General features: G+C 54.3%; 22 protein-coding genes. 19 read left to right on the forward strand and 3 right to left on the reverse strand.

From position 1 onward, the window contains the following. Position 1: 1 nt before the first annotated feature. The 3 genes from leuB to leuL form a co-directional block, all read right to left on the reverse strand. A complete protein-coding gene (gene leuB / locus ACQ0PY_RS04770) occupies positions 2 to 1093 on the reverse strand; it encodes a 3-isopropylmalate dehydrogenase (RefSeq protein WP_042997949.1) in 1092 nt (363 codons plus the stop codon). Further along, entirely contained in the window at positions 1093 to 2664 is a 1572-nt protein-coding gene (gene leuA / locus ACQ0PY_RS04775; RefSeq protein ID WP_109739875.1) for a 2-isopropylmalate synthase, read from the reverse strand. The genes leuB and leuA overlap by 1 nt, the downstream gene beginning before the upstream one ends. A gap of 89 nt (positions 2665 to 2753) precedes the next feature. After that, entirely contained in the window at positions 2754 to 2840 is an 87-nt protein-coding gene (gene leuL, locus ACQ0PY_RS04780) for a leu operon leader peptide (RefSeq protein WP_042323878.1), read from the reverse strand. A gap of 658 nt (positions 2841 to 3498) precedes the next feature. On the opposite strand from leuL, the gene leuO reads away from it, so the two are divergent. The 19 genes from leuO to ftsZ all read left to right on the forward strand — a co-directional run bounded on the left by leuO (position 3499) and on the right by ftsZ (position 25604). Beyond that, on the forward strand, positions 3499 to 4449 hold the full coding sequence (gene leuO / locus ACQ0PY_RS04785; protein ID WP_042997947.1) for a transcriptional regulator LeuO: 951 nt from the start codon (positions 3499 to 3501) through the stop codon (positions 4447 to 4449). Positions 4450 to 4767: 318 nt separating this feature from the next. Beyond that, positions 4768 to 6492, forward strand: a complete 1725-nt coding sequence (gene ilvI, locus ACQ0PY_RS04790) for an acetolactate synthase 3 large subunit (RefSeq protein WP_044267398.1) — start codon at positions 4768 to 4770, stop codon at positions 6490 to 6492. Positions 6493 to 6494: 2 nt separating this feature from the next. Next, positions 6495 to 6986 (forward strand): acetolactate synthase small subunit, encoded by a 492-nt coding sequence (gene ilvN / locus ACQ0PY_RS04795; RefSeq protein WP_042997945.1) that lies wholly within the window; start codon positions 6495 to 6497, stop codon positions 6984 to 6986. Positions 6987 to 7166: 180 nt separating this feature from the next. Next, a complete protein-coding gene (gene cra / locus ACQ0PY_RS04800; protein WP_042997944.1) occupies positions 7167 to 8171 on the forward strand; it encodes a catabolite repressor/activator in 1005 nt (334 codons plus the stop codon). Between the two features lie 610 nt (positions 8172 to 8781). Further along, positions 8782 to 9240 (forward strand): division/cell wall cluster transcriptional repressor MraZ, encoded by a 459-nt coding sequence (gene mraZ / locus ACQ0PY_RS04805; RefSeq protein ID WP_044255498.1) that lies wholly within the window; start codon positions 8782 to 8784, stop codon positions 9238 to 9240. 1 nt (position 9241) lies between these two features. Then, entirely contained in the window at positions 9242 to 10183 is a 942-nt protein-coding gene (rsmH, locus tag ACQ0PY_RS04810) for a 16S rRNA (cytosine(1402)-N(4))-methyltransferase RsmH (RefSeq protein ID WP_044255494.1), read from the forward strand. Continuing rightward, positions 10180 to 10545 (forward strand): cell division protein FtsL, encoded by a 366-nt coding sequence (ftsL, locus tag ACQ0PY_RS04815; protein WP_012904474.1) that lies wholly within the window; start codon positions 10180 to 10182, stop codon positions 10543 to 10545. The genes rsmH and ftsL overlap by 4 nt, the downstream gene beginning before the upstream one ends. Before the next feature lie 15 nt (positions 10546 to 10560). Then, positions 10561 to 12327 carry a peptidoglycan glycosyltransferase FtsI gene (gene ftsI / locus ACQ0PY_RS04820; protein WP_042997941.1) on the forward strand — a complete coding sequence of 589 codons (1767 nt, stop codon included), beginning with the start codon at positions 10561 to 10563 and terminating at the stop codon, positions 12325 to 12327. Beyond that, positions 12314 to 13801, forward strand: a complete 1488-nt coding sequence (gene murE, locus ACQ0PY_RS04825) for a UDP-N-acetylmuramoyl-L-alanyl-D-glutamate--2,6-diaminopimelate ligase (protein WP_109739876.1) — start codon at positions 12314 to 12316, stop codon at positions 13799 to 13801. Before ftsI ends, murE begins: the two co-directional genes overlap by 14 nt. After that, complete coding sequence (gene murF / locus ACQ0PY_RS04830; RefSeq protein ID WP_044255486.1) at positions 13798 to 15156, forward strand: UDP-N-acetylmuramoyl-tripeptide--D-alanyl-D-alanine ligase; 1359 nt, start codon at positions 13798 to 13800, stop codon at positions 15154 to 15156. Before murE ends, murF begins: the two co-directional genes overlap by 4 nt. Next, positions 15150 to 16232: a phospho-N-acetylmuramoyl-pentapeptide-transferase gene (gene mraY / locus ACQ0PY_RS04835; RefSeq protein WP_042997938.1), complete on the forward strand. Its 1083-nt coding sequence runs from the start codon at positions 15150 to 15152 to the stop codon at positions 16230 to 16232. Before murF ends, mraY begins: the two co-directional genes overlap by 7 nt. Before the next feature lie 2 nt (positions 16233 to 16234). Continuing rightward, positions 16235 to 17551, forward strand: coding sequence for a UDP-N-acetylmuramoyl-L-alanine--D-glutamate ligase (gene murD / locus ACQ0PY_RS04840; RefSeq protein ID WP_042997937.1), 1317 nt, complete (start codon positions 16235 to 16237; stop codon positions 17549 to 17551). Continuing rightward, positions 17551 to 18795, forward strand: coding sequence for a cell division protein FtsW (gene ftsW, locus ACQ0PY_RS04845; RefSeq protein ID WP_042997936.1), 1245 nt, complete (start codon positions 17551 to 17553; stop codon positions 18793 to 18795). Before murD ends, ftsW begins: the two co-directional genes overlap by 1 nt. Continuing rightward, entirely contained in the window at positions 18792 to 19859 is a 1068-nt protein-coding gene (murG, locus tag ACQ0PY_RS04850) for an undecaprenyldiphospho-muramoylpentapeptide beta-N-acetylglucosaminyltransferase (protein WP_044255477.1), read from the forward strand. The genes ftsW and murG overlap by 4 nt, the downstream gene beginning before the upstream one ends. 52 nt (positions 19860 to 19911) lie before the next feature. Further along, on the forward strand, positions 19912 to 21387 hold the full coding sequence (murC, locus tag ACQ0PY_RS04855) for a UDP-N-acetylmuramate--L-alanine ligase (RefSeq protein WP_042997934.1): 1476 nt from the start codon (positions 19912 to 19914) through the stop codon (positions 21385 to 21387). Continuing rightward, positions 21380 to 22300 carry a D-alanine--D-alanine ligase gene (locus ACQ0PY_RS04860; RefSeq protein ID WP_109739877.1) on the forward strand — a complete coding sequence of 307 codons (921 nt, stop codon included), beginning with the start codon at positions 21380 to 21382 and terminating at the stop codon, positions 22298 to 22300. The genes murC and ACQ0PY_RS04860 overlap by 8 nt, the downstream gene beginning before the upstream one ends. A gap of 1 nt (position 22301) precedes the next feature. Continuing rightward, positions 22302 to 23132 (forward strand): cell division protein FtsQ, encoded by an 831-nt coding sequence (ftsQ, locus tag ACQ0PY_RS04865; protein ID WP_150547070.1) that lies wholly within the window; start codon positions 22302 to 22304, stop codon positions 23130 to 23132. Then, positions 23129 to 24391 carry a cell division protein FtsA gene (gene ftsA / locus ACQ0PY_RS04870; RefSeq protein ID WP_003018755.1) on the forward strand — a complete coding sequence of 421 codons (1263 nt, stop codon included), beginning with the start codon at positions 23129 to 23131 and terminating at the stop codon, positions 24389 to 24391. Before ftsQ ends, ftsA begins: the two co-directional genes overlap by 4 nt. 61 nt (positions 24392 to 24452) lie before the next feature. After that, positions 24453 to 25604, forward strand: coding sequence for a cell division protein FtsZ (gene ftsZ, locus ACQ0PY_RS04875; RefSeq protein WP_004857884.1), 1152 nt, complete (start codon positions 24453 to 24455; stop codon positions 25602 to 25604). Positions 25605 to 25680 lie beyond the last annotated feature (76 nt).

Genomic DNA, 25680 nt, shown 5'->3' on the forward strand with positions numbered 1-25680 from the left:
ATTACACCCCTTGTGCGACATAACGAGCAATGATGTCGCCCATCTCATCGGTACCGACGGCAGCCGCGCCACGGGCTAAATCACCGGTGCGGATACCTTCTTCTAATGCGCGGTTAACCGCACGTTCAATGGCGGATGCCGCGTCATCGGCATCCAGGCTGTAGCGCAGCAGCAGCGCCAGCGACAAAATTTGCGCAATCGGGTTAGCAATATTCTTGCCGGCAATATCCGGTGCGGAGCCGCCCGCCGGTTCATACAAACCAAAACCCTGCTCGTTCAGACTGGCGGAGGGCAACATCCCCATCGAGCCGGTGATCATCGCGCATTCATCAGACAGAATGTCGCCAAACAGGTTGGAGCACAGCAGCACGTCAAACTGGGACGGGTCTTTAATCAACTGCATGGTGGCGTTGTCGATGTACATGTGCGCCAGCTCAACGTCCGGATATTCTTTGGCAATTTCATTGACGATTTCGCGCCACAAAATAGACGTTTGCAGAACGTTAGCTTTGTCGATGGAGGTCACTTTACGGCGGCGTTTACGCGCAGACTCAAACGCAATGCGCGCGATACGTTCAATTTCAAAGCGGTGATAGACCTCGGTATCGAACGCTTTTTCATGCTGGCCGCTGCCTTCGCGACCTTTTGGCTGACCGAAGTAGATCCCGCCGGTCAGTTCACGGACGCACAAAATGTCGAAGCCATTCGCGGCGATGTCGGCGCGCAGAGGGCAGAATGCTTCCAGTCCCTGATACAGTTTTGCCGGACGCAGGTTGCTGAACAGTTTGAAGTGCTTGCGCAGCGGCAGCAGCGCGCCGCGTTCCGGCTGGCTGTCCGGCGGCAGATGTTCCCATTTCGGGCCGCCGACGGAGCCAAACAGAACGGCATCGGCCTGTTCGCAGCCTTCCACCGTCGCCTTCGGCAGCGGTTGACCGTGGTTGTCGATCGCCGCGCCGCCGACATCATAATGGCTGGTGGTAATGCGCATCTCAAAACGATGGCGAATAGCGTCCAGGACTTTCAGGGCTTGCGTCATCACTTCCGGACCAATACCGTCGCCCGGCAAAACAGCAATATGGTAATTCTTCGACATCACACGGTTTCCTTGTTGTTCTCGTTGTTCTGAGCTTTACGTTGCAACTCTTTTTCGACTTCTGCCGCACGCCAGATGTTGTTCAGCACGTGCACCATCGCTTTCGCGGAAGATTCAACAATGTCTGTCGCCAGACCGACGCCGTGGAAACGACGTCCGTTATAGTTGGCGACGATATCGACCTGACCCAGTGCGTCTTTGCCATGTCCTTTGGCGGACAGGCTATATTTCACCAGTTCAATGTCGTAATCGGTAATGCGGTTGATCGCCTGGTAAATGGCATCGACCGGGCCGTTACCGTTAGCCGCTTCGGCTTTTACGTCACTGCCGCAGGCCAGCTTGACGGAGGCAGTGGCGATATCGTTAGAGCCAGACTGGACGCTGAAATAATCCAGGCGGAAGTGCTCAGGCTCTTCCTGTTGCTTACCAATAAACGCCAGCGCTTCCAGATCGTAATCAAACACCTGACCTTTCTTGTCGGCCAGCTTCAGGAAAGCGTCGTACAGATTGTCCAGGCTGTATTCACTCTCTTTATAACCCATCTCATCCATACGGTGTTTTACCGCTGCGCGCCCGGAACGGGAGGTCAGATTCAACTGCACCTGATTCAGACCGATGGATTCCGGCGTCATGATTTCGTAGTTTTCACGGTTCTTCAGCACGCCGTCCTGGTGGATCCCTGAGGAGTGGGCAAACGCACCGCTGCCGACAATCGCTTTGTTCGCCGGGATCGGCATGTTGCAGATCTGGCTGACCAACTGACTGGTACGCCAGATCTCCTGATGGTTAATGCGAGTGTTGACGTTCAGGATATCCTGGCGAACTTTAATCGCCATGATCACCTCTTCCAGCGAACAGTTACCGGCACGCTCGCCAATGCCGTTCATCGCGCCTTCTACCTGACGTGCGCCAGCGTGAACCGCAGCCAGCGCGTTGCCGACGCCCAGACCTAAGTCGTCATGGGTGTGGACGGAAATGATCGCTTTATCGATGTTTGGTACGCGCTCATACAGACCGGAGATAATGCCCGCAAACTCGAAGGGCATGGTGTAACCGACGGTGTCCGGAATGTTGATGGTTTTAGCGCCAGCATTAATGGCGGCTTCCACAACGCGGGCCAGATCGGCGATCGGCGTACGGCCAGCATCTTCACAAGAGAATTCAACATCGTCGGTGTAATTACGTGCGCGTTTCACCATATAGACCGCGCGCTCAATCACCTCGTCCAGCGTGCTGCGCAGTTTAGTAGCGATATGCATCGGTGAGGTGGCGATAAAGGTATGAATACGGAAGACTTCAGCAACCTTCAGCGACTCAGCCGCGACGTCGATATCTTTTTCCACACAGCGGGCTAATGCGCAAACCCGGCTGTTCTTGACCTGACGAGCGATAGTTTGTACGGATTCGAAGTCGCCGGGAGAGGAGACCGGAAAGCCGACTTCCATCACGTCAACACCCATACGCTCAAGGGCCAGCGCAATCTGCAGCTTCTCTTTCACACTCAGGCTTGCCTGTAACGCCTGTTCACCGTCGCGTAAAGTGGTATCGAAAATAATGACTTGCTGGCTCATGTTTTAGGTCCTTAGTCTTTAGGGCGCCTTGCTTCGAGCATAAAAAAACCCGCGCAACGGCGCGGGTTTTTTATCTTACTGGATACGACTTAATGCTGAATGCCGCTCACCAGTCTACCGCGCAACGAAGATGCGTTTAGTAGTAGTAGACCGTTAAAGCGAGCGATACGAATCATTAAATCAACTCCAGGCGAATGCGATATGCTTTTAGTGGTACTGGATACGATGACTGATGTCAACCCCACCGCTGAAAACACCGCCCCAGTCAGAAGAAAAGGGAGGGGCGGATTTAGCTAATTGTGCTGAACTTTTTCTGTTATTGCCGATGAAAAAACGGCGGAGGGCTTACACTTTTCATCGTTTGACATATTTAAGCACGCTTTTTTTCAAATGCTGTCACGGCAGTCTGATAAGTCACGAACGCAATAAATTAGTTATCCATATGATTTTGAAGATTTTATGGTAGTTAATAATAAATTAATAATGGGGGTGAATATGGCAATTGATAAGCTAATGTTAAGAATTAACGCGTGAGTAATATAAAAATTTAATTGAATGCCAGCATTTTATTCATAAAGCTCATGATTGTTTATTGGCGTCGCTTATGTTTATATTGCTCCCGTCATTGAAATTTATGATTTATCGTGCGGGGAAGGATTCCACATCGTGCTGATGCGGGGTTTTTACGGCGATCTTCCCGCACCTTTATGTTTTCCGAAATTTTATCTCTGCCCTTTTTCTTATTTTATATGCATGGTAAATCATATTTTCTGAGATTATTTCTCTGCATTCCGGCAAGCAAAAAGGGAGTTAAGCGTGACAGTGGAGTTAAGTATGCCAGAAGTAACCGTTGATAAACCTAATCCCCATCATTTAGAGATGGATAAACCGCAACTTCGTATGGTTGATCTTAATCTATTGACTGTATTTGATGCGGTAATGCAGGAGCAGAATATTACCCGTGCCGCGCATGCTCTTGGCATGTCGCAGCCAGCCGTAAGTAACGCCGTGGCGCGTCTTAAAGTGATGTTTAATGACGAACTTTTTGTTCGCTACGGTCGCGGTATTCAACCCACCGCGCGGGCCTTCCAGCTTTTCGGTTCCGTCCGCCAGGCGCTGCAATTAGTGCAGAATGAATTGCCCGGTTCAGGATTTGAACCTGGCAGCAGTGAGCGTGTGTTTCATCTTTGCGTTTGCAGTCCGCTGGATAATATTCTGACCTCTTTAATTTATAATCGTATTGAAAAAATCGCCCCTAATATTCATGTTGTATTTAAGTCCTCTTTAAATAAGGATACTGAACACCAATTACGTTATCAGGAAACTGAGTTCGTTATTAGTTATGAAGAATTCCGTCGTCCTGAATTTACAAGTATTCCATTGTTTAATGACGAAATGGTGCTGGTCGCCAGTCGTAAGCATCCACGCATTAACGGACCATTGGTGGAAAGCGATGTTTATAATGAACAGCATGCGGTCGTTTCACTTGACCGTTTTGACTCGTTTAGTCGGCCCTGGTATGACTCGGTTGATTCGCAATCGTGTGTAGCCTATCAGGGGATGGCATTAATCAGTGTGCTTAATGTTGTTTCGCAAACGCATCTGGTGGCTATTGCCCCTCGCTGGTTAGCTGAAGAGTTTGCACCCTCTCTGGATCTACAAATATTACCGTTACCTTTAAAATTGAATAGCAGAACTTGTTATCTGTCATGGCATGAAGCTGCGGGTCGGGACAAAGGGCACCAATGGATGGAAGAATTGTTAGCTTCCGTCTGCAAGCGTTAGGCATGAATGAGATAAACCGGGTGCAGACATCCGGTTTATCCTGTCTGTTTTTTATTTATTGGCATTTTATTCTGAATTGAGTCTGGCTATCTTTCTTTCATTCGCGTAAAAATTGATGATTCGCTGTATGCGCCCATTTTCAACCGATTAATTCTCATTATCTGAGAAAAATTTAGTTTAATTCACCGTTTCTTCGTCGCTTACCTCTCTTTTATGCTTATTTTCCGGCGTCTTTCCCCCTTTCTCTGAATTGCCTGCGCCCTGGGGAGCGGTTAAGGTGTTTTACACATCATTAATCGTCATTCAGTGAGGCAAGCCATGGAGATGTTGTCTGGAGCCGAAATGGTCGTCCGATCGCTTATCGATCAGGGCGTTAAGCAGGTATTCGGTTATCCCGGGGGCGCCGTCCTCGATATTTATGATGCGTTGCATACGGTCGGTGGGATCGATCATGTGCTCGTCCGCCATGAACAGGCGGCCGTGCATATGGCCGATGGCCTGGCGCGGGCAACGGGGGAAGTGGGCGTGGTGCTGGTAACTTCCGGCCCAGGCGCCACCAATGCGATTACTGGAATCGCAACGGCGTATATGGATTCTATTCCGTTAGTGATTCTTTCCGGTCAGGTCGCGACCTCGTTGATTGGCTACGACGCCTTTCAGGAGTGCGACATGGTGGGGATCTCCCGCCCGGTCGTGAAACACAGTTTTCTGGTGAAGCAGACGGAAGATATTCCACAGGTGCTGAAAAAGGCCTTCTGGCTGGCGGCGAGCGGTCGTCCGGGTCCGGTGGTGGTGGATTTGCCGAAGGATATTCTTAATCCCGGCAAAAAACTGCCTTATTCCTGGCCAGAATCAGTCAGCATGCGGTCGTATAACCCGACCACGGCGGGCCATAAAGGGCAGATTAAGCGCGCTCTGCAAACGCTGGTTGCGGCAAAAAAACCGGTTGTCTATGTCGGCGGCGGGGCGGTGACGGCGGGATGCCACGAGCAGCTGCGTCAGACCATCGAAACGCTTAACCTGCCGGTGGTCTCTTCGCTGATGGGGCTTGGGGCATTTCCCGCAACGCACCGTCAGTCGCTCGGGATGCTGGGCATGCATGGCACTTATGAAGCCAACATGACGATGCATAACGCCGATGTGATTTTTGCCGTTGGGGTACGTTTTGACGATCGCACAACGAATAATCTGGCCAAGTATTGCCCGAATGCAACGGTGTTGCATATTGATATCGACCCGACATCCATTTCCAAGACGGTGACGGCGGATATCCCGATTGTCGGGGATGCACGTCAGGTGCTGGAGCAGTTACTGGAATTATTGCCGCAGGAATCCGCTCAGCAGCCGCTGGATGATATTCGTGACTGGTGGCAACAGATTGAACGCTGGCGCGCGCGTCAGTGCCTGAAATATGACACGCACAGCGAAAGTATCAAACCGCAGGCGGTCATTGAGGCTATCTGGCGTCTGACCAATGGCGATGCGTATGTGACGTCGGATGTGGGTCAGCATCAGATGTTTGCCGCCCTTTATTACCCCTTCGATAAACCGCGCCGTTGGATCAACTCTGGTGGTCTCGGTACGATGGGTTTCGGCCTGCCTGCGGCACTGGGGGTAAAAATGGCGCTGCCGGAGGAAACGGTGGTCTGTGTGACCGGTGACGGCAGTATTCAGATGAACATTCAGGAGTTGTCGACCGCGCTGCAGTATAAACTGCCGGTTCTGGTGCTAAACCTGAACAACCGTTATCTGGGCATGGTGAAGCAGTGGCAGGACATGATCTACTCGGGTCGTCACTCTCAATCGTATATGCAGTCGCTGCCTGATTTTGTTCGCCTGGCGGAAGCCTACGGACATGTCGGCATTCAGATTTCTCGTCCTGATCAACTGGAAAGTCAATTGAGTGAAGCGCTGGCGCAAGTGAAAAACGGTCGTCTGGTGTTTGTTGATGTTACCGTCGATGGCAGCGAACACGTCTACCCGATGCAGATTCGCGGCGGCGGGATGGATGAAATGTGGTTAAGTAAAACGGAGAGGACCTGATTATGCGCCGGATATTATCAGTACTGCTGGAGAACGAATCCGGTGCGCTGTCGCGCGTGATCGGCCTTTTTGCTCAGCGGGGTTACAACATTGAGAGCCTGACCGTCGCGCCGACGGACGATCCGACGCTCTCTCGTATGACCATCCAGACGGTAGGCGACGAGAAAGTACTGGAGCAAATTGAAAAGCAACTGCACAAGCTGGTGGATGTGTTGCGGGTCAGCGAACTTGGGCACGGCGCGCACGTCGAGCGCGAAATCATGCTCGTGAAGATTCAGGCCAGCGGCTATGGTCGGGAAGAGGTGAAACGCAACACGGAGATTTTTCGTGGGCAGATTATTGATGTCACGCCAAACCTCTACACCGTTCAGCTGGCGGGGACCAGCGATAAGCTGGACGCTTTTCTGGCAACGCTGCGCGAAGTGGCGAAAATCGTTGAGGTTGCGCGTTCCGGGGTGGTGGGACTATCGCGCGGCGACAAAATAATGCGCTAATCATTCTCTTTTCGTTAATTCATATGCCCAACGTCCTCCGTTGGGCATTTTTTTGCGAAATCCGTGGTAACCCGGAATAAAAGCGGTTGCCGCAGTAACTATTCTGCGCTTAGATGTTACCGATTTTAACCCATGCCGTTACAATGGTTATGGTTTGTACATTTTACGCAAGGGGCAATTGTGAAACTGGATGAAATCGCTCGGCTGGCTGGTGTATCGCGAACGACTGCAAGCTACGTAATTAACGGAAAAGCAAAGCAATACCGCGTGAGCGACAAGACTGTCGAAAAAGTCATGGCGGTGGTGCGTGAGCATAATTACCACCCGAATGCTGTGGCTGCCGGGCTGCGTGCTGGACGCACACGTTCTATCGGTCTGGTGATCCCGGATCTGGAGAACACGAGCTATACCCGTATTGCGAATTATCTTGAACGCCAGGCGCGCCAGCGTGGTTATCAACTGCTGATTGCCTGTTCGGAAGATCAGCCTGATAACGAAATGCGTTGCATTGAACATCTTTTACAGCGTCAGGTTGATGCGATCATTGTCTCCACATCGTTGCCGCCGGAACACCCGTTCTATCAACGCTGGGCCAATGATACCTTCCCAATTGTGGCGCTGGATCGTGCATTAGATCGTGAACATTTTACCAGTGTCGTGGGTGCCGATCAGGACGATGCCGAAATGCTGGCCGCAGAGTTGCGTAAGTTCCCGGCTGACACCGTGCTCTATCTGGGCGCGCTGCCGGAGTTGTCTGTGAGCTTCCTGCGCGAGCAGGGTTTCCGTGCTGCCTGGAAAGACGATCCGCGTGAAGTGAATTTTCTGTATGCCAACAGCTATGAGCGTGACGCGGCGGCACAGCTATTTGAAAAATGGCTGGAGACGCATCCGATGCCGCAGGCGCTGTTTACCACCTCATTTGCCCTGTTGCAGGGGGTGATGGATGTGACGTTGCGTCGTGATGGTAAGCTGCCTTCCGACCTGGCGATTGCGACCTTTGGCGACAACGAACTGCTGGATTTCTTACAGTGCCCGGTTCTGGCCGTGGCGCAGCGCCATCGTGATGTTGCAGAGCGCGTGCTGGAAATTGTCCTGGCGAGTCTGGATGAGCCGCGTAAACCAAAACCTGGTTTAACGCGCATTAAACGTAATCTCTATCGTCGTGGCGTATTAAGCCGCAGCTAGTCAATTTTTGAATTCTGCGCCAGAAGACAATTTTTCTGGCGCAACTTAACGCTCCCCTCTCCACAATACCCTCACCATAATTAAGATTATTCCTTATAATTTTCTCAACTTTACCGAAATAATCCGTATTTAAACGAAACAGAGGCGGTTTCAGGTTATTGAGACGTAACGGCAGGTTAGATATGTATTATTTTGTTACATGCTTGTCGTGAATTGCCGAATTAACAAACACTTTTTGTCGCCCCAGCACGAATGTCTCGGCGGGCTTGTTGGTGCGCGGTGTTTGCAGCCATAAACAGGGACTGTATTCATGATGCAATATGTCCTAAAATGCCGCTCGCGTCGCAAACTGACACTTTATATTCCCTCCTGAGAATAATTGTTCGTTTTAAAGCGGTGATGAGTTTTGGGATTTTTTCTTACAAATATTCATGACGTTAATTTGCTTCGTTCGTTGGACAGAATTTAATCAACGCTGATATTAGCCGTAAACATTGGGTTTTTTACTCAGGTAAGCGTTGTGACTCGCTTGACAAGCTTTTCCTCCGCTCCGTAAACTCCTTTGAGTGGGAATTTGTGGGGCAAAGTGGTAATGAGGGGGGAGACTGGCATGTTCCGGGGAGCAACGTTAGTCAATCTCGACAGTAAAGGGCGCTTATCTGTGCCTACCCGTTACCGGGATCAACTGATCGAGAGTGCTACCGGTCAAATGGTTTGTACCATTGACATCCATCACCCGTGCCTGCTGCTTTACCCCCTGCCTGAATGGGAAATTATCGAGCAAAAATTATCGCGTCTGTCGAGCATGAACCCGGTAGAACGCCGTGTGCAGCGTTTACTGTTGGGGCATGCCAGTGAATGTCAGATGGACAGTGCCGGGCGATTGTTGGTGGCGCCTGTCCTGCGGCAACATGCCGGGCTGACAAAAGAAGTGATGCTGGTTGGACAGTTCAATAAGTTTGAACTGTGGGATGAAACGACCTGGTATCAACAGGTCAAGGAAGATATCGACGCTGAGCAGAGTGCGACCGGGACGTTGTCGGAGCGCCTGCAGGACTTGTCTCTATAAGATGATGGAAAATTTTAAACACACCACGGTGCTGCTGGACGAGGCCGTAAACGGTCTCAATATTCGTCCTGATGGCATCTACATTGATGGAACATTTGGTCGCGGTGGTCACTCGCGTCTCATTCTCTCGCAGCTTGGCGAAGAGGGACGTCTGCTGGCAATCGATCGCGATCCGCAGGCGATCGCCGTCGCCCAGACCATCAATGATCCTCGCTTCTCCATCATTCATGGACCTTTCTCCGCGCTGGCTGACTATGTTGGCGAGCGCGAACTGACCGGCAAGATCGACGGGATTCTTCTCGATCTTGGCGTCTCTTCACCGCAGCTTGACGACGCTGAGCGCGGTTTTTCTTTCATGCGTGACGGCCCGCTGGATATGCGCATGGATCCCACTCGCGGCCAGTCGGCTGCTGAATGGCTGCAAACCGCAGAAGAAGCCGATATCGCCTGGGTGCTGAAAACCTTTGGCGAAGAGCGTTTTGCCAAACGTATTGCCCGCGCCATCGTTGAGCGCAACCGCGAACAGCCCATGACCCGCACGAAAGAACTGGCGGAAGTGGTCGCGGCGGCAACGCCGGTGAAAGACAAATTCAAACATCCCGCGACCCGTACCTTCCAGGCGGTGCGCATCTGGGTGAACAGTGAACTGGAGGAGATAGAGCAGGCGCTAAAAAGCTCGCTCAGCGTGCTGGCCCCGGGGGGGCGGCTTTCTGTCATCAGTTTCCACTCGCTGGAAGACCGCATTGTGAAACGCTTTATGCGTGAGCAAAGCCGTGGTCCGCAGGTTCCGGCAGGATTACCGATGACGGAAGAGCAGCTCAAAAAACTGGGCGGTCGTGAGCTAAGAGCATTAGGCAAGTTGATGCCGGGTGAAGAAGAGGTTGCAGAGAATCCTCGTGCCCGTAGTTCAGTTCTGCGTATTGCAGAGAGGACGAACGCATGATCAGCAGAGTGACAGAGGCCCTCAGCAAAGTTAAGGGATCGATTGGAAGCAACGAGCGCCATGCTTTGCCTGGCGTGATCGGTGACGATCTTTTGCGATTTGGGAAGCTGCCACTCTGCCTGTTCATTTGCATCATTGTGACGGCGGTGACGGTGGTAACAACCGCGCACCACACACGATTACTGACTGCGCAACGCGAACAACTGGTTCTGGAGCGCGATGCGCTGGATATCGAGTGGCGCAACCTGATTCTTGAGGAGAATGCCCTCGGCGATCATAGCCGGGTTGAACGGATCGCAACGGAGAAGCTGCAAATGCAGCATGTTGATCCCTCACAAGAAAATATCGTAGTGCAAAAATAAGGAAAAACGCGACGCATGAAAGCAGCGGCAAAAACGCTAAAACCAAAACGTCAGGAAGAACAGGCCAACTTTATCAGTTGGCGTTTTGCGTTGCTGTGCGGCTGCATTTTACTGGCGCTGGGTTTCTTGCTGGGCCGCGTCGCCTGGCTGCAGATTATCGCGCCGGACATGCTGGTCCGTCAGGGCGACATGCGTTCGCTTCGCGTACAGGAAGTGGCAACGTCGCGCGGTATGATCACCGACCGTTCGGGCCGTCCGCTGGCCGTCAGCGTACCGGTGAAAGCTATCTGGGCCGATCCAAAAGAGGTGCATGAAGCCGGGGGCATTACCGTTGGCGACCGCTGGAGAGCGCTCTCCACTGCCCTGAATATTCCCCTCGACCAACTGTCTGCCCGGATCAACGCCAACCCAAAAGGGCGTTTTATCTATCTGGCGCGTCAGTTAAACCCGGATATGGCGGATTACATCAAAAAGCTAAAGCTGCCGGGTATTTATCTGCGCGAAGAGTCCCGTCGTTACTATCCTTCCGGCGAAGTGACCGCTCACCTCATTGGTTTTACCAACGTGGATAGCCAGGGGATTGAAGGCGTTGAGAAGAGTTTTGACAAATGGCTCACCGGTCAACCGGGCGAGCGTATTGTGCGTAAAGACCGCTACGGTCGCGTCATTGAAGATATCTCTTCTACCGACAGCCAGGCGGCGCATAACCTCGCGCTGAGCATTGATGAACGCCTACAGGCGCTGGTGTATCGCGAACTGAACAATGCGGTGGCGTTTAACAAGGCAGAATCCGGGAGCGCGGTGCTGGTTGATGTGAGTACCGGCGAAGTGCTGGCAATGGCGAACAGCCCGTCCTACAACCCGAACAACCTGAGCGGCACGCCAAAAGACGCGATGCGTAACCGTACCATTACCGACGTTTTCGAGCCGGGTTCTACCGTCAAACCGATGGTGGTGATGACCGCGCTCCAGCGCGGCGTGGTGCGGGAAAACAGCGTGCTCAATACCGTTCCCTACCGAATTAATGGCCACGAAATCAAAGACGTGGCGCGCTACAGCGAATTGACCCTGACCGGGGTTTTACAGAAGTCGAGTAACGTCGGTGTTTCTAAGCTGGCGTTAGCGATGCCGTCCTCAGCGTTAGTAGATACTTACTCACGTTTTGGGCTAGGAAAGGCGACCAATTTGGGGTTGGTCGGAGAACGCAGTGGCTTATATCCTCAAAAACAACGGTGGTCTGACATAGAGAGGGCCACCTTCTCTTTCGGCTACGGGCTAATGGTAACCCCGTTACAGTTAGCGCGAGTCTACGCAACGATTGGCAGCTATGGCGTTTATCGTCCGCTGTCGATTACCAAAGTGGATCCCCCGGTTCCCGGCGAGCGCATTTTCCCGGAATCGACCGTACGTACCGTTGTGCACATGATGGAAAGCGTGGCGTTGCCGGGCGGCGGTGGGGTGAAGGCGGCGATTAAAGGTTATCGCATCGCCATTAAAACCGGTACCGCGAAGAAAGTTGGTCCGGATGGCCGCTATATCAACAAATACATTGCTTATACCGCAGGCGTTGCGCCTGCGAGTCAGCCGCGCTTCGCGCTGGTTGTTGTTATCAACGATCCGCAGGCGGGTAAATACTACGGCGGCGCCGTTTCCGCGCCGGTATTCGGTGCCATCATGGGCGGCGTTCTGCGCACCATGAACATCGAACCGGATGCGCTGGCAACGGGCGAAAAAAGTGAATTCGTAATTAATCAAGGCGAGGGAACAGGTGGCAGATCGTAATTTGCGCGACCTTCTTGCTCCGTGGGTATCAGGTTTACCTGCGCGAGAACTGCGAGAGATGACACTCGACAGCCGTGTGGCTGCGGCGGGCGATCTCTTTGTGGCAGTGAAAGGTCATCAGGCGGACGGGCGTCGATATATCCCGCAGGCGATAGCGCAAGGTGTGGCTGCCATTATTGCAGAGGCAAAAGACGAGGCAACCGACGGTGAAGTGCGTGAAATGCACGGCGTACCGGTTATCTATCTCAGCCAGCTTAACGAGCGTTTATCTGCGTTGGCGGGCCGCTTCTATCACGAGCCATCTGAAAACATGCGTCTGGTCGGCGTCACCGGCACGAACGGTAAAACCACCACGACCCAACTGCTGGCGCAGTGGAGCCAACTGCTCGGCGAAACTAGCGCAGTGATGGGCACGGTAGGCAACGGCCTGCTCGGTAAAGTGATCCCAACGGAAAATACCACCGGCTCGGCCGTAGACGTTCAGCAGGTGCTGGCGGGACTGGTCGAGCAGGGCGCGACCTTATGCGCGATGGAAGTCTCTTCCCACGGTCTGGTGCAGCATCGCGTCGCGGCGCTGAAATTTGCCGCCTCGGTGTTTACCAATTTAAGCCGTGACCATCTGGATTATCATGGCGATATGGAGCATTACGAAGCCGCGAAATGGCTACTTTTCTCCACGCACCGTTGTGGGCAGGCAATTATCAACGCGGATGATGAAGTCGGTCGCCGTTGGCTGGCGAAACTGCCGGATGCCGTGGCCGTCTCAATGGAAGATCATATTAACCCTAACTGTCATGGCCGGTGGCTGAAGGCCGTTGAGGTGAATTATCACGACAGCGGCGCGACCATCCGCTTCGCCTCAAGCTGGGGCGAGGGTGAAATTGAAAGCCGTCTGATGGGCGCGTTTAACGTCAGTAATCTGTTGCTGGCGCTGGCCACGCTGCTGGCGCTGGGCTATCTACTGGCTGACTTGTTGAAAACTGCTGCGCGTCTGCAACCCGTTTGCGGGCGTATGGAAGTCTTTAGCGCGCCGGGTAAAACCACCGTGGTTGTCGATTATGCCCATACCCCTGATGCGCTGGAAAAAGCGCTACAGGCGGCGCGTCTGCACTGCACCGGGCAACTCTGGTGCGTCTTTGGCTGCGGCGGCGATCGTGACAAAGGGAAGCGCCCACTGATGGGGGCGATTGCCGAAGAGTTCGCTGATGTTGTGGTCGTAACGGACGACAACCCACGTACTGAAGAGCCGCGCGCCATTATCGACGACATTCTGGCAGGTATGCTGGATGCTGGTCGTGCAAAAGTGATGGAAGGCCGTGCCGAAGCGGTGACCAACGCCATTATGCAGGCGAAAGATAACGATGTCGTGCTGGTGGCAGGTAAAGGGCACGAGGATTACCAGATTGTCGGTACGCAGCGTCTCGACTATTCCGACCGCGTAACTGCGGCGCGCCTGCTGGGGGTGATCGCATGATTCGCGTAACGCTCAGCCAACTCGCCGGTATTCTCGGCGGCGAACTGAAAGGGGGCGATCTGTCCCTTGATGCCGTCACCACCGATACGCGTAAGCTGACGCCGGGCTGCCTGTTTGTGGCGCTCAAAGGCGAACGTTTTGATGCTCACGATTTTGCCGAACAGGCAAAAGAGGGGGGGGCGGGCGCGCTCTTGGTTAGCCGTCCGCTGGCGGTTGATTTGCCACAGGTGATTGTGCAAGACACCCGTCTGGCCTTCGGCGAACTGGCTGCGTGGGTTCGCGCTCAGGTTCCGGCACGCGTGGTGGCGTTAACCGGCTCGTCCGGTAAAACCTCTGTGAAAGAGATGACGGCGGCGATTCTCAGCCAGTGTGGCAATACGCTCTATACCGCAGGCAACCTGAATAACGACATTGGCGTACCGATGACGCTGCTGCGCTTAACCCAGGAATATGACTATGCGGTCATTGAGTTAGGTGCCAACCACCAGGGCGAAATCGCCTGGACCGTCAGCCTGACGCGTCCGGAAGCGGCACTGGTCAACAACCTGGCGGCGGCGCATCTGGAAGGCTTCGGTTCGCTGGCGGGAGTGGCGAAGGCGAAGGGCGAAATTTTTACCGGTCTGCCTGAAAACGGCATTGCCATTATGAATGCCGATAACAATGACTGGTTGAACTGGCAGAACATTATCGGCGATCGAAAAGTCTGGCGTTTTTCACCGAATGCTACCAACAGCGATTTCACTGCCACCAATGTCCATGTGACGTCACATGGCACCGAATTTTTACTGCAAACGCCTGGCGGAAGCATTGATGTACTGCTGCCATTGCCCGGACGTCACAATATCGCCAATGCCCTGGCGGCGGCAGCGTTGTCGATGGCTGTTGGCGCGACGCTGGAGGCGATCAAAACCGGTCTGGCAAATTTAAAAGCGGTACCGGGCCGTCTGTTCCCTGTCCAGTTAGCGGAAAACCAACTGCTGCTTGATGATTCGTATAACGCCAACGTCGGGTCAATGACCGCCGCGGTACAGGTGCTGTCCGAAATGCCGGGTTACCGTGTGCTGATTGTCGGCGATATGGCCGAACTGGGCGCAGAAAGCGAAGCCTGCCACGTGCAGGTCGGTGAGGCGGCGAAAGCGGCAGGCATCGACTGCGTATTGAGTTCAGGGAAACTGAGCAAGGCTATCAGCGATGCGAGTGGCGTCGGCGAACATTTTGCGGATAAAGCCGCGCTGATCGCGCGTCTGCAGACGCTGATTGCAGAGCAACAGATAATTACCATTTTGGTGAAAGGTTCACGTAGTGCCGCCATGGAAGAGGTCGTACGCGCATTACAGGAGAAAGGATCATGCTAGTTTGGCTGGCCGAACATTTGGTCAAATATTATTCCGGCTTTAACGTCTTTTCCTATCTGACGTTTCGCGCCATTGTCAGCCTGCTGACCGCACTGTTCATCTCATTGTGGATGGGCCCGCGCATGATCGCCCGTCTGCAAAAACTCTCCTTCGGTCAGGTTGTACGTAACGATGGTCCGGAGTCCCACTTCAGCAAGCGCGGCACGCCGACGATGGGTGGGATCATGATCCTGACGGCGATCGTTATTTCCGTTCTGCTGTGGGCCTACCCGTCAAACCCGTACGTCTGGTGCGTATTGGTGGTGTTGATTGGTTACGGCATTATCGGCTTCGTCGATGACTACCGCAAAGTGGTCCGCAAAGACACCAAAGGCCTGATTGCGCGCTGGAAATACTTCTGGATGTCGGTCATTGCGCTGGGTGTTGCTTTCGCACTGTACCTCGCCGGGAAAGACACGCCAGCGACAGAGCTGGTGGTGCCGTTCTTCAAAGACGTCATGCCGCAGTTGGGGCTGTTCTACGTTCTGCTGGCGTATTTCGTGATTGTCGGCACCGGTAATGCGGTGAACCTGACTGACGGTCTGGATGGTCTGGCGATTATGCCAACTGTCTTCGTCGCGGGGGGATTCGCGCTGGTGGCGTGGGCGACCGGTAACATGAATTTTGCCAACTATCTGCATATTCCGTACTTACGTCATGCCGGCGAACTGGTAATCGTCTGTACGGCGATTGTCGGCGCGGGCTTAGGATTTCTGTGGTTTAACACCTATCCGGCGCAGGTCTTCATGGGCGACGTCGGATCGCTGGCGCTGGGCGGCGCGCTTGGCATTATCGCCGTGCTGCTGCGTCAGGAGTTCCTGCTGGTGATCATGGGTGGGGTATTTGTCGTGGAGACCTTGTCGGTGATATTGCAGGTCGGTTCCTTCAAGTTGCGCGGGCAGCGTATCTTCCGCATGGCGCCGATTCATCACCACTATGAACTGAAAGGCTGGCCGGAACCGCGCGTGATTGTGCGCTTCTGGATTATTTCGCTGATGCTGGTCCTGATTGGCCTGGCAACGCTGAAGGTACGTTAATCATGGCTGATTACCAGGGTAAAAACGTCGTCATTATCGGTCTGGGATTAACCGGACTCTCTTGCGTGGACTTTTTCCTCGCTCGTGGCGTAACCCCTCGCGTGATGGATACCCGTGCGACACCGCCGGGACTGGATAAGTTACCGGAGGCAGTAGAGCGTCATGTCGGCAGTCTGAACGACGACTGGCTGCTGGCGGCGGATCTGATTGTGGCAAGCCCTGGTATCGCCCTCGCGCATCCGTCACTGAGCGCAGCGGCTGATGCGGGTGTTGAGATTGTTGGCGATATCGAATTGTTTTGCCGTGAAGCGCAGGCACCGATTGTGGCGATCACCGGTTCGAACGGGAAAAGCACCGTCACGACGCTGGTAGGTGAAATGGCGAAAGCGGCAGGTGTGAACGTCGGCGTTGGCGGCAACATTGGCCTGCCCGCCTTGATGCTGCTGGATGCAGAACGCGAACTGTATGTCCTTGAACTCTCCAGCTTCCAGCTGGAAACCACGTTCAGCCTGCAGGCGGCCGCGGCTACTATTCTGAACGTTACTGAAGATCACATGGACCGGTATCCGTTTGGTTTACAACAGTATCGCGCGGCAAAACTGCGCGTTTACGAGAATGCGAAAGTCTGTGTGGTCAATGCCGATGATGCGTTGACGATGCCGATTCGTGGAGCCGATGCGCGCTGTGTGAGCTTTGGCGTCAACATGGGCGATTATCACCTTAACCGTCAGCAGGGTGAGACCTGGCTGCGGGTGAAGGGTGAGAAAGTGCTGAACGTGAAAGAGATGAAGCTTTCCGGCCAGCATAACTACACCAACGCGCTGGCGGCGCTGGCGCTGGCGGATGCGGCAGGTTTACCGCGCGCCAGCAGCCTGAAAGCGCTGACGACGTTCACTGGTCTGGCGCATCGGTTCCAGTTAGCGCTGGATCATAACGGTGTGCGCTGGATTAACGACTCGAAAGCGACCAACGTCGGCAGCACCGAAGCGGCGCTGAACGGCCTGCATGTTGATGGCACGCTGCATTTGTTGCTGGGCGGCGATGGTAAATCGGCGGACTTCTCTTCGCTGAGTCGTTATCTGGAAGGCGATCGCGTGCGGTTGTACTGTTTTGGTCGGGATGGCGCGCAACTGGCGGCGCTGCGCCCGGAAATTGCGGAACAAACCGAGACGATGGAAGAGGCGATGCGCCTGCTGGCGCCGCGCGTGAAGTCAGGCGATATGGTGCTGTTGTCTCCGGCCTGCGCCAGCCTCGATCAGTTTAAGAATTTTGAGCAACGGGGTGATGTCTTTACCCGTCTGGCGAAGGAGCTGGGTTGATGCGTTTATCTCTCCCTCGCCTGAGACTGCCGCGCCTGCCGGGATTTGGCATCCTGGGATGGATCTTTGCGGCGCTTAAAGGCTGGGTGATGGCCTCACGGGACAAAGATTCTGACAGTCTGATCATGTACGATCGCGTGCTGCTATGGCTGACGTTAGGCCTTGCGGCGATCGGTTTCATCATGGTGACGTCGGCATCCATGCCCGTTGGGCAGCGTCTGGCGGGCGATCCGTTTCTGTTTGCCAAGCGTGATGCGCTCTATATTTTTCTGGCATTTTGTCTGGCGATGATCACGCTGCGTCTGCCGATGGAGTTCTGGCAGAAATACAGTACCACGATGCTGATCGCCTCGATCATCATGCTGTTGATCGTGCTGGTGGTAGGGAGTTCGGTGAACGGCGCATCGCGTTGGATTGCATTAGGTCCTCTGCGTATTCAGCCTGCGGAATTTACCAAGCTGTCGCTGTTCTGCTATCTGGCGAACTACCTGGTGCGCAAGGTTGACGAAGTTCGTAATAACCTGCGCGGCTTTTTAAAGCCGATGGGCGTGATTCTGGTACTGGCGATCCTGTTGCTGGCGCAACCTGACCTCGGTACGGTGGTCGTGCTGTTCGTGACCACGCTGGCGATGCTGTTTCTGGCTGGGGCAAAGTTGTGGCAGTTCATTGCCATTATCGGCATGGGGATTTCTGCGGTCGTACTGCTGATTCTCGCCGAACCGTATCGTATTCGCCGCGTAACCTCGTTCTGGAACCCGTGGGAAGATCCGTTTGGTAGCGGATACCAGCTTACCCAGTCACTGATGGCATTCGGTCGCGGTGAAATGTGGGGGCAGGGGCTGGGCAACTCGGTACAGAAACTGGAGTATCTGCCGGAAGCGCATACGGACTTTATCTTCGCCATCATTGGGGAAGAACTGGGTTATATCGGTGTGGTATTGGCGCTTTTAATGGTATTCTTCGTCGCTTTTCGCGCGATGTCGATTGGCCGCAAAGCGCTGGAGATCGACCACCGTTTTTCCGGATTTTTGGCCTGTTCCATCGGTATCTGGTTTAGTTTTCAGGCTCTGGTGAACGTCGGTGCGGCGGCAGGCATGCTGCCAACTAAAGGTCTGACACTGCCGCTCATCAGTTATGGTGGCTCGAGTTTGCTGATTATGTCGACGGCCATCATGTTTTTGTTGCGAATTGATTATGAAACGCGCCTGGAAAAAGCACAGGCGTTTACACGAGGTTCACGATGAGTGGTCAAGCGAAGCGGTTAATGGTGATGGCGGGCGGTACCGGCGGGCACGTGTTCCCGGGACTGGCGGTCGCGCACCATTTAATGTCCCAGGGCTGGGAAGTTCGCTGGCTGGGTACCGCAGATCGTATGGAAGCGGATTTAGTCCCTAAGCATGGCATCGATATTGACTTCATCCGTATCTCCGGATTGCGCGGAAAAGGCGTGAAAGCGCTGTTGGCCGCCCCTTTGCGTATTTTCAACGCATGGCGTCAGGCGCGCGCAATCATGAAAAGTTTTAACCCCGATGTGGTGCTGGGGATGGGCGGGTATGTTTCCGGTCCCGGCGGTCTGGCCGCGTGGTCACTGGGCATTCCAGTCGTGTTGCACGAGCAAAATGGTATCGCCGGGTTAACGAATAAATGGCTGGCGAGAATTGCTACCAAGGTCATGCAGGCGTTTCCTGGCGCGTTTCCGAATGCGGAAGTGGTCGGGAACCCGGTACGTACAGACGTGCTGGCGCTGCCGTTGCCGCAGGATCGTCTTGCCGGACGCGAAGGTCCGATTCGTGTGCTGGTGGTCGGCGGATCGCAGGGCGCTCGCGTGCTGAACCAGACCCTGCCGCAGGTTGCCGCCAGACTGGGTGATGCGGTGACTATCTGGCATCAGAGCGGGAAAGGCGCGCAGCAGACCGTAGAACAGGCCTATGCCGACGTGGGGCAACCCCAGCATAAGGTAACGGAATTTATTGATGACATGGCGGCCGCCTACGCGTGGGCCGATGTGGTGGTCTGTCGTTCTGGCGCATTGACGGTAAGTGAGATTGCCGCCGCCGGTTTACCGGCGCTGTTTGTGCCGTTTCAACATAAAGACCGACAGCAGTACTGGAATGCGCTGCCGCTGGAAAAAGCGGGCGCAGCCAAAATTCTCGAGCAGCCGCAGTTTACTGTGGATGCCGTCGCCAGCACCCTGTGCGGGTGGTCGCGAGAAAGTTTGTTAACCATGGCAGAACGTGCCCGCGCTGCATCCATTCCGGATGCCACCGAGCGTGTCGCAAATGAAGTGATCCGGGCTGCCCGGGCGTAATTGTAGCGGTGCCTTTTGCATCGCCTGAATTGAGAAGTGAATGGCGTAAAGAATGAATACACAACAACTGGCAAAACTGCGTTCTATCGTGCCCGAAATGCGTCGCGTTCGGCACATCCACTTTGTCGGCATCGGTGGTGCCGGGATGGGCGGTATTGCCGAAGTTCTGGCCAATGAAGGGTATCAGATCAGTGGTTCAGATTTAGCGCCTAACCCGGTGACGCAGCAGTTGACGAACCTGGGAGCAACGATTTATTTCAACCATCGCCCGGAAAACGTGCGAGATGCGAGTGTGGTTGTGGTCTCCAGCGCCATCTCGGCTGATAACCCGGAGATTGTGGCGGCGCATGAAGCGCGCATCCCAGTGATCCGCCGCGCGGAGATGCTGGCGGAGCTGATGCGTTTTCGTCATGGCATCGCGATTGCCGGGACGCACGGTAAAACGACCACCACCGCGATGGTCTCCAGTATTTACGCGGAAGCGGGACTGGATCCCACTTTCGTTAACGGCGGTCTGGTGAAAGCGGCAGGCGTGCATGCGCGTCTGGGCCATAGCCGTTACTTAATTGCGGAAGCGGATGAGAGCGACGCGTCATTCCTTCATCTGCAGCCGATGGTGGCGATTGTCACCAACATCGAAGCCGACCACATGGATACCTACCATGGCGATTTCGAAAATTTAAAGCAGACGTTTATTAATTTCCTGCACAACCTGCCGTTTTATGGTCGTGCGGTGATGTGTGTTGACGATCCGGTGATCCGCGAGCTCTTGCCGCGTGTGGGCCGTCAGACCACTACTTATGGCTTTAGCGATGACGCAGACGTTCGCGTCGAAGATTATCAGCAGGTGGGCCCGCAAGGGCACTTCACCCTGCTGCGCCAGGGGATGCAAGACCTGCGCGTCACGTTGAATGCGCCAGGTCGCCATAACGCCCTGAACGCGGCGGCGGCCGTGGCAGTTGCGACGGAAGAAGGTATTGCAGACGATGCGATCCTGCGTGCGTTGGAAAGCTTCCAGGGGACCGGGCGGCGCTTCGACTTCCTCGGTGAGTACCCGCTCGAGCCGGTGAACGGTAAAGCCGGTACGGCAATGCTGGTGGATGATTACGGGCATCACCCGACGGAAGTGGATGCGACCATTAAAGCGGCGCGGGCGGGATGGCCGGACAAAAATCTGGTGATGCTGTTTCAGCCACACCGTTTCACGCGTACGCGTGATCTGTATGACGACTTTGCCAACGTGCTGACCCAGGTTGATGCGTTGCTGATGCTGGATGTCTACGCAGCGGGTGAAGCGCCGATTCCAGGAGCGGACAGCCGTTCACTGTGCCGCACTATTCGTGGTCGCGGTAAAATCGACCCGATTCTGGTTTCCGATCCGGCGCAGGTCGCAGAAATGCTGGCACCGGTATTAACCGGCAACGATTTGATTCTGGTACAGGGCGCGGGAAATATCGGCAAAATCGCGCGTTCCTTAGCCGAAATCAAACTGAAGCCGCAAATTCAGGAGGACGAACAACATGGCTGATAAAATCGCGGTCCTGCTGGGCGGTACCTCTGCTGAACGTGATGTGTCGCTGAATTCCGGCGCGGCAGTGTTGGCCGGATTACGGGAAGGCGGCGTGGATGCACATCCGGTCGACCCGAAAGAGGTCGACGTGACGCTGCTGAAATCAATGGGCTTTCAGAAAGTCTTTATCGCCCTGCATGGCCGTGGTGGGGAAGACGGAACCTTACAGGGACTGCTGGAGCTGGTTGGTTTGCCTTATACCGGCAGCGGCGTGATGGCATCGGCGATCTCCATGGATAAACTGCGCAGCAAGCTGCTGTGGCAGGGGGCGGGATTACCTGTCGCGCCATGGGTCGCGCTGACGCGATCTCAGTTTGAAAAAGGTCTTGATGAAGAACTGGTTAAGCAAATTTCTGCGCTGGGTTTACCGCTGATTGTGAAGCCCAGCCGTGAAGGATCCAGTGTGGGAATGTCGAAAGTGTCAGAATATGACACTTTACAGGATCCATTAACGCTGGCATTTCAGCATGATGAAGAAGTTCTGATCGAGAAATGGCTCAGCGGTCCGGAATTTACGGTCGCGATACTGGGTGAAGAAATTTTACCCGCAATTCGTATCCAACCTGCCGGAACCTTCTATGATTATGAGGCGAAGTATCTGTCTGATGAGACACAGTATTTCTGCCCTGCAGGTCTGGAAAGCGAGCAAGAAGATATTTTACAGGCAGTCGTGCTGAAAGCATGGACAACCCTGGGCTGTAAAGGCTGGGGTCGCATTGACGTCATGCTGGATAACGATGGCCAGTTTTATCTGCTGGAAGCGAATACCTCTCCGGGTATGACCAGCCACAGCCTGGTGCCGATGGCGGCGCGTCAGGCGGGGATGAGTTTCTCGCAGTTGGTGGTACGAATTCTGGAGTTGGCGGACTGATATGTCGCAGGCTGCGCTGAACACGCGAAACAGTGATGAAGAGGTTTCTTCCTCACGTCGCAATAATGGAACGCGTCTTGCAGGTATTTTCTTCCTGCTGACGGTGCTGTGTACCGTGCTGGTCAGCGGCTGGGTGGTGTTGGGGTGGATGGAAGATGCACAGCGTTTGCCGCTGTCAAAGCTGGTGTTAACCGGTGAGCGCCATTACACGAAGAATGATGATATTCGCCAGTCGATTCTGGCGCTGGGTGCGCCCGGCACCTTTATGACCCAGGACGTGAATATCATCCAGAGTCAGATCGAACGCTTGCCGTGGATCAAGCAGGCCAGCGTCAGAAAGCAATGGCCCGATGAATTGAAGATTCATCTGGTTGAATATGTGCCGATTGCGCGTTGGAATGATCAGCATATGGTGGACGCCGAAGGAAATGCCTTCAGCGTGACGGCCGATCGCACCAGCAAGCAGGTTTTACCCATGTTATCTGGCCCCGAAGGTAGCGCGAGTGAAGTGTTGCAGGGGTATCGTGACATGTCGCAGGTGTTGGCGAAGGACCGGTTTACCCTGAAGGAGGCGGCAATGACCGCTCGTCGTTCCTGGCAGTTGACGCTTAATAACGATATTAAGCTCAATCTTGGCAGGGGTGACACGATGAAACGTTTGGCTCGCTTTGTAGAACTGTATCCGGTTTTACAGCAGCAGGCGCAAACCGATGGCAAACGGATTAGCTACGTTGATTTGCGTTATGACTCAGGAGCGGCAGTAGGGTGGGTTCCCTTGCCTCCTGAGGAATCTAATCAGCAACAGAATCAGGTACAGGCAGAACAACAATGATCAAGGCGACGGACAGAAAACTGGTAGTTGGACTGGAGATTGGCACCGCGAAGGTCGCCGCTTTAGTAGGGGAAGTTCTGCCCGACGGTATGGTCAATATCATTGGCGTGGGCAGTTGCCCATCACGGGGGATGGATAAAGGCGGGGTGAACGACCTCGAATCCGTGGTGAAATGCGTACAGCGCGCCATTGACCAGGCAGAACTGATGGCAGATTGCCAAATCTCCTCGGTCTATCTGGCGCTTTCGGGCAAACACATTAGCTGTCAGAATGAAATCGGCATGGTGCCGATTTCAGAAGAAGAAGTGACGCAGGAAGACGTGGAAAACGTTGTGCATACCGCGAAATCAGTGCGCGTTCGCGATGAGCACCGTGTGTTGCACGTCATCCCGCAGGAATATGCGATTGACTATCAGGAAGGGATTAAAAACCCGGTCGGTCTTTCCGGTGTTCGTATGCAGGCAAAAGTGCATTTGATCACCTGCCACAACGATATGGCGAAGAACATTGTTAAAGCTGTGGAACGTTGTGGCCTGAAAGTTGACCAACTGATATTCGCCGGACTGGCGGCCAGTTATTCCGTCTTGACGGAAGATGAACGTGAACTGGGCGTCTGCGTCGTCGATATTGGTGGTGGTACAATGGACATCGCCGTTTATACTGGCGGGGCGTTGCGCCACACCAAAGTGATCCCTTATGCAGGGAATGTGGTCACCAGCGACATCGCGTATGCCTTCGGTACGCCGCCGAGCGACGCCGAAGCGATTAAAGTTCGCCACGGCTGCGCGCTGGGATCCATCGTCGGGAAAGACGAAAGCGTTGAAGTGCCAAGCGTGGGCGGGCGTCCGCCGCGCAGTCTGCAACGACAGACGCTGGCAGAGGTGATTGAGCCGCGTTATACCGAACTGCTCAACCTGGTCAACGAAGAGATATTGCAATTACAGGAACAGCTTCGCCAGCAGGGTGTGAAACATCATCTGGCGGCGGGGATTGTACTGACCGGTGGCGCGGCGCAAATTGAAGGTCTTGCCGCCTGTGCCCAGCGCGTGTTCCATACGCAAGTGCGTATCGGCGCGCCGCTGAATATTACCGGTCTGACGGATTACGCTCAGGAGCCGTATTACTCAACGGCGGTGGGGCTGCTTCACTACGGGAAAGAGTCCCACTTAAGTGGTGAAGCTGAAGTAGAAAAGCGTGTTACGGCTTCAGTTGGCTCTTGGATTAAACGTCTTAATAGCTGGCTGCGAAAAGAGTTTTAATTTTTTATGAGGCCGGCGAAAATTACGGCCTCAGGCGACAGGCACAACGGAGAGAGAAACTATGTTTGAACCTATGGAACTGACCAACGACGCGGTGATTAAAGTCATCGGCGTCGGTGGCGGCGGCGGTAACGCCGTTGAACACATGGTGCGCGAGCGCATTGAGGGTGTTGAATTCTTCGCGGTAAATACCGACGCTCAGGCGTTGCGCAAGACGGCGGTTGGCCAGACTATTCAGATCGGTAGCGGTATTACCAAAGGTCTGGGAGCGGGTGCGAACCCGGAAGTCGGTCGCAATGCAGCAGACGAAGATCGTGAAGCTCTGCGTGCAGCGCTTGACGGTGCAGACATGGTGTTTATCGCAGCAGGCATGGGCGGCGGTACCGGTACCGGTGCAGCGCCAGTGGTTGCTGAAGTAGCTAAAGATTTAGGGATCCTGACCGTTGCGGTCGTGACCAAGCCTTTCAATTTTGAAGGCAAAAAGCGTATGGCTTTCGCGGAGCAGGGGATCACTGAGCTGTCCAAGCATGTGGACTCGCTGATCACCATCCCGAACGACAAACTGCTGAAAGTGCTGGGTCGTGGTATCTCCCTGCTCGACGCGTTTGGCGCGGCGAACGACGTGCTGAAAGGCGCTGTTCAGGGCATCGCGGAACTGATTACCCGTCCGGGCCTGATGAACGTCGACTTTGCTGACGTGCGCACCGTAATGTCCGAAATGGGCTACGCGATGATGGGCTCTGGTGTGGCGAGCGGTGAAGACCGTGCAGAAGAAGCTGCTGAAATGGCGATCTCTTCTCCGCTGCTGGAAGATATCGATCTGTCTGGCGCGCGTGGCGTACTGGTCAACATCACGGCGGGCTTCGACCTGCGTCTGGATGAGTTCGAAACCGTGGGTAACACCATCCGTGCCTTTGCATCGGATAACGCGACCGTGGTGATTGGTACCTCTCTGGACCCGGATATGAACGACGAGCTGCGCGTGACCGTTGTTGCTACCGGTATCGGTATGGACAAGCGTCCTGAAATCACCCTGGTCACCAACAAACAGGTGCAGCAGCCGGTGATGGATCGTTACCAGCAGCATGGTATGGCGCCGTTGACGCAAGAGCAGAAACCGGTCGCGAAAGTGGTGAACGATAATACGCCGCAAACCGCGAAAGAGCCGGATTATCTGGATATCCCTGCGTTCCTGCGCAAGCAAGCCGATTAAGAATTGGCTGGAATTTGGGATTCGAGGCTCTTTGTGCTAAACTGGCCCACCGAATGTATAGTACACTTCGGTTGGA

The organism is Citrobacter sp. LST-B2, assembly GCF_057983045.1.

Bases quoted from the DNA above. Each gene is read 5' to 3' on its own strand.
- leuB (WP_042997949.1), bottom strand. From the start codon at position 1,093: ATGTCGAAGAATTACCATATTGCTGTTTTGCCGGGCGACGGTATTGGT.
- leuA (WP_109739875.1), bottom strand. From the start codon at position 2,664: ATGAGCCAGCAAGTCATTATTTTCGATACCACTTTACGCGACGGTGAA.
- leuL (WP_042323878.1), bottom strand. From the start codon at position 2,840: ATGATTCGTATCGCTCGCTTTAACGGTCTACTACTACTAAACGCATCT.
- leuO (WP_042997947.1), top strand. From the start codon at position 3,499: ATGCCAGAAGTAACCGTTGATAAACCTAATCCCCATCATTTAGAGATG.
- ilvI (WP_044267398.1), top strand. From the start codon at position 4,768: ATGGAGATGTTGTCTGGAGCCGAAATGGTCGTCCGATCGCTTATCGAT.
- ilvN (WP_042997945.1), top strand. From the start codon at position 6,495: ATGCGCCGGATATTATCAGTACTGCTGGAGAACGAATCCGGTGCGCTG.
- mraZ (WP_044255498.1), top strand. From the start codon at position 8,782: ATGTTCCGGGGAGCAACGTTAGTCAATCTCGACAGTAAAGGGCGCTTA.
- rsmH (WP_044255494.1), top strand. From the start codon at position 9,242: ATGATGGAAAATTTTAAACACACCACGGTGCTGCTGGACGAGGCCGTA.
- ftsL (WP_012904474.1), top strand. From the start codon at position 10,180: ATGATCAGCAGAGTGACAGAGGCCCTCAGCAAAGTTAAGGGATCGATT.
- ftsI (WP_042997941.1), top strand. From the start codon at position 10,561: ATGAAAGCAGCGGCAAAAACGCTAAAACCAAAACGTCAGGAAGAACAG.
- murF (WP_044255486.1), top strand. From the start codon at position 13,798: ATGATTCGCGTAACGCTCAGCCAACTCGCCGGTATTCTCGGCGGCGAA.
- mraY (WP_042997938.1), top strand. From the start codon at position 15,150: ATGCTAGTTTGGCTGGCCGAACATTTGGTCAAATATTATTCCGGCTTT.
- murD (WP_042997937.1), top strand. From the start codon at position 16,235: ATGGCTGATTACCAGGGTAAAAACGTCGTCATTATCGGTCTGGGATTA.
- ftsW (WP_042997936.1), top strand. From the start codon at position 17,551: ATGCGTTTATCTCTCCCTCGCCTGAGACTGCCGCGCCTGCCGGGATTT.
- murG (WP_044255477.1), top strand. From the start codon at position 18,792: ATGAGTGGTCAAGCGAAGCGGTTAATGGTGATGGCGGGCGGTACCGGC.
- murC (WP_042997934.1), top strand. From the start codon at position 19,912: ATGAATACACAACAACTGGCAAAACTGCGTTCTATCGTGCCCGAAATG.
- ACQ0PY_RS04860 (WP_109739877.1), top strand. From the start codon at position 21,380: ATGGCTGATAAAATCGCGGTCCTGCTGGGCGGTACCTCTGCTGAACGT.
- ftsQ (WP_150547070.1), top strand. From the start codon at position 22,302: ATGTCGCAGGCTGCGCTGAACACGCGAAACAGTGATGAAGAGGTTTCT.
- ftsA (WP_003018755.1), top strand. From the start codon at position 23,129: ATGATCAAGGCGACGGACAGAAAACTGGTAGTTGGACTGGAGATTGGC.
- ftsZ (WP_004857884.1), top strand. From the start codon at position 24,453: ATGTTTGAACCTATGGAACTGACCAACGACGCGGTGATTAAAGTCATC.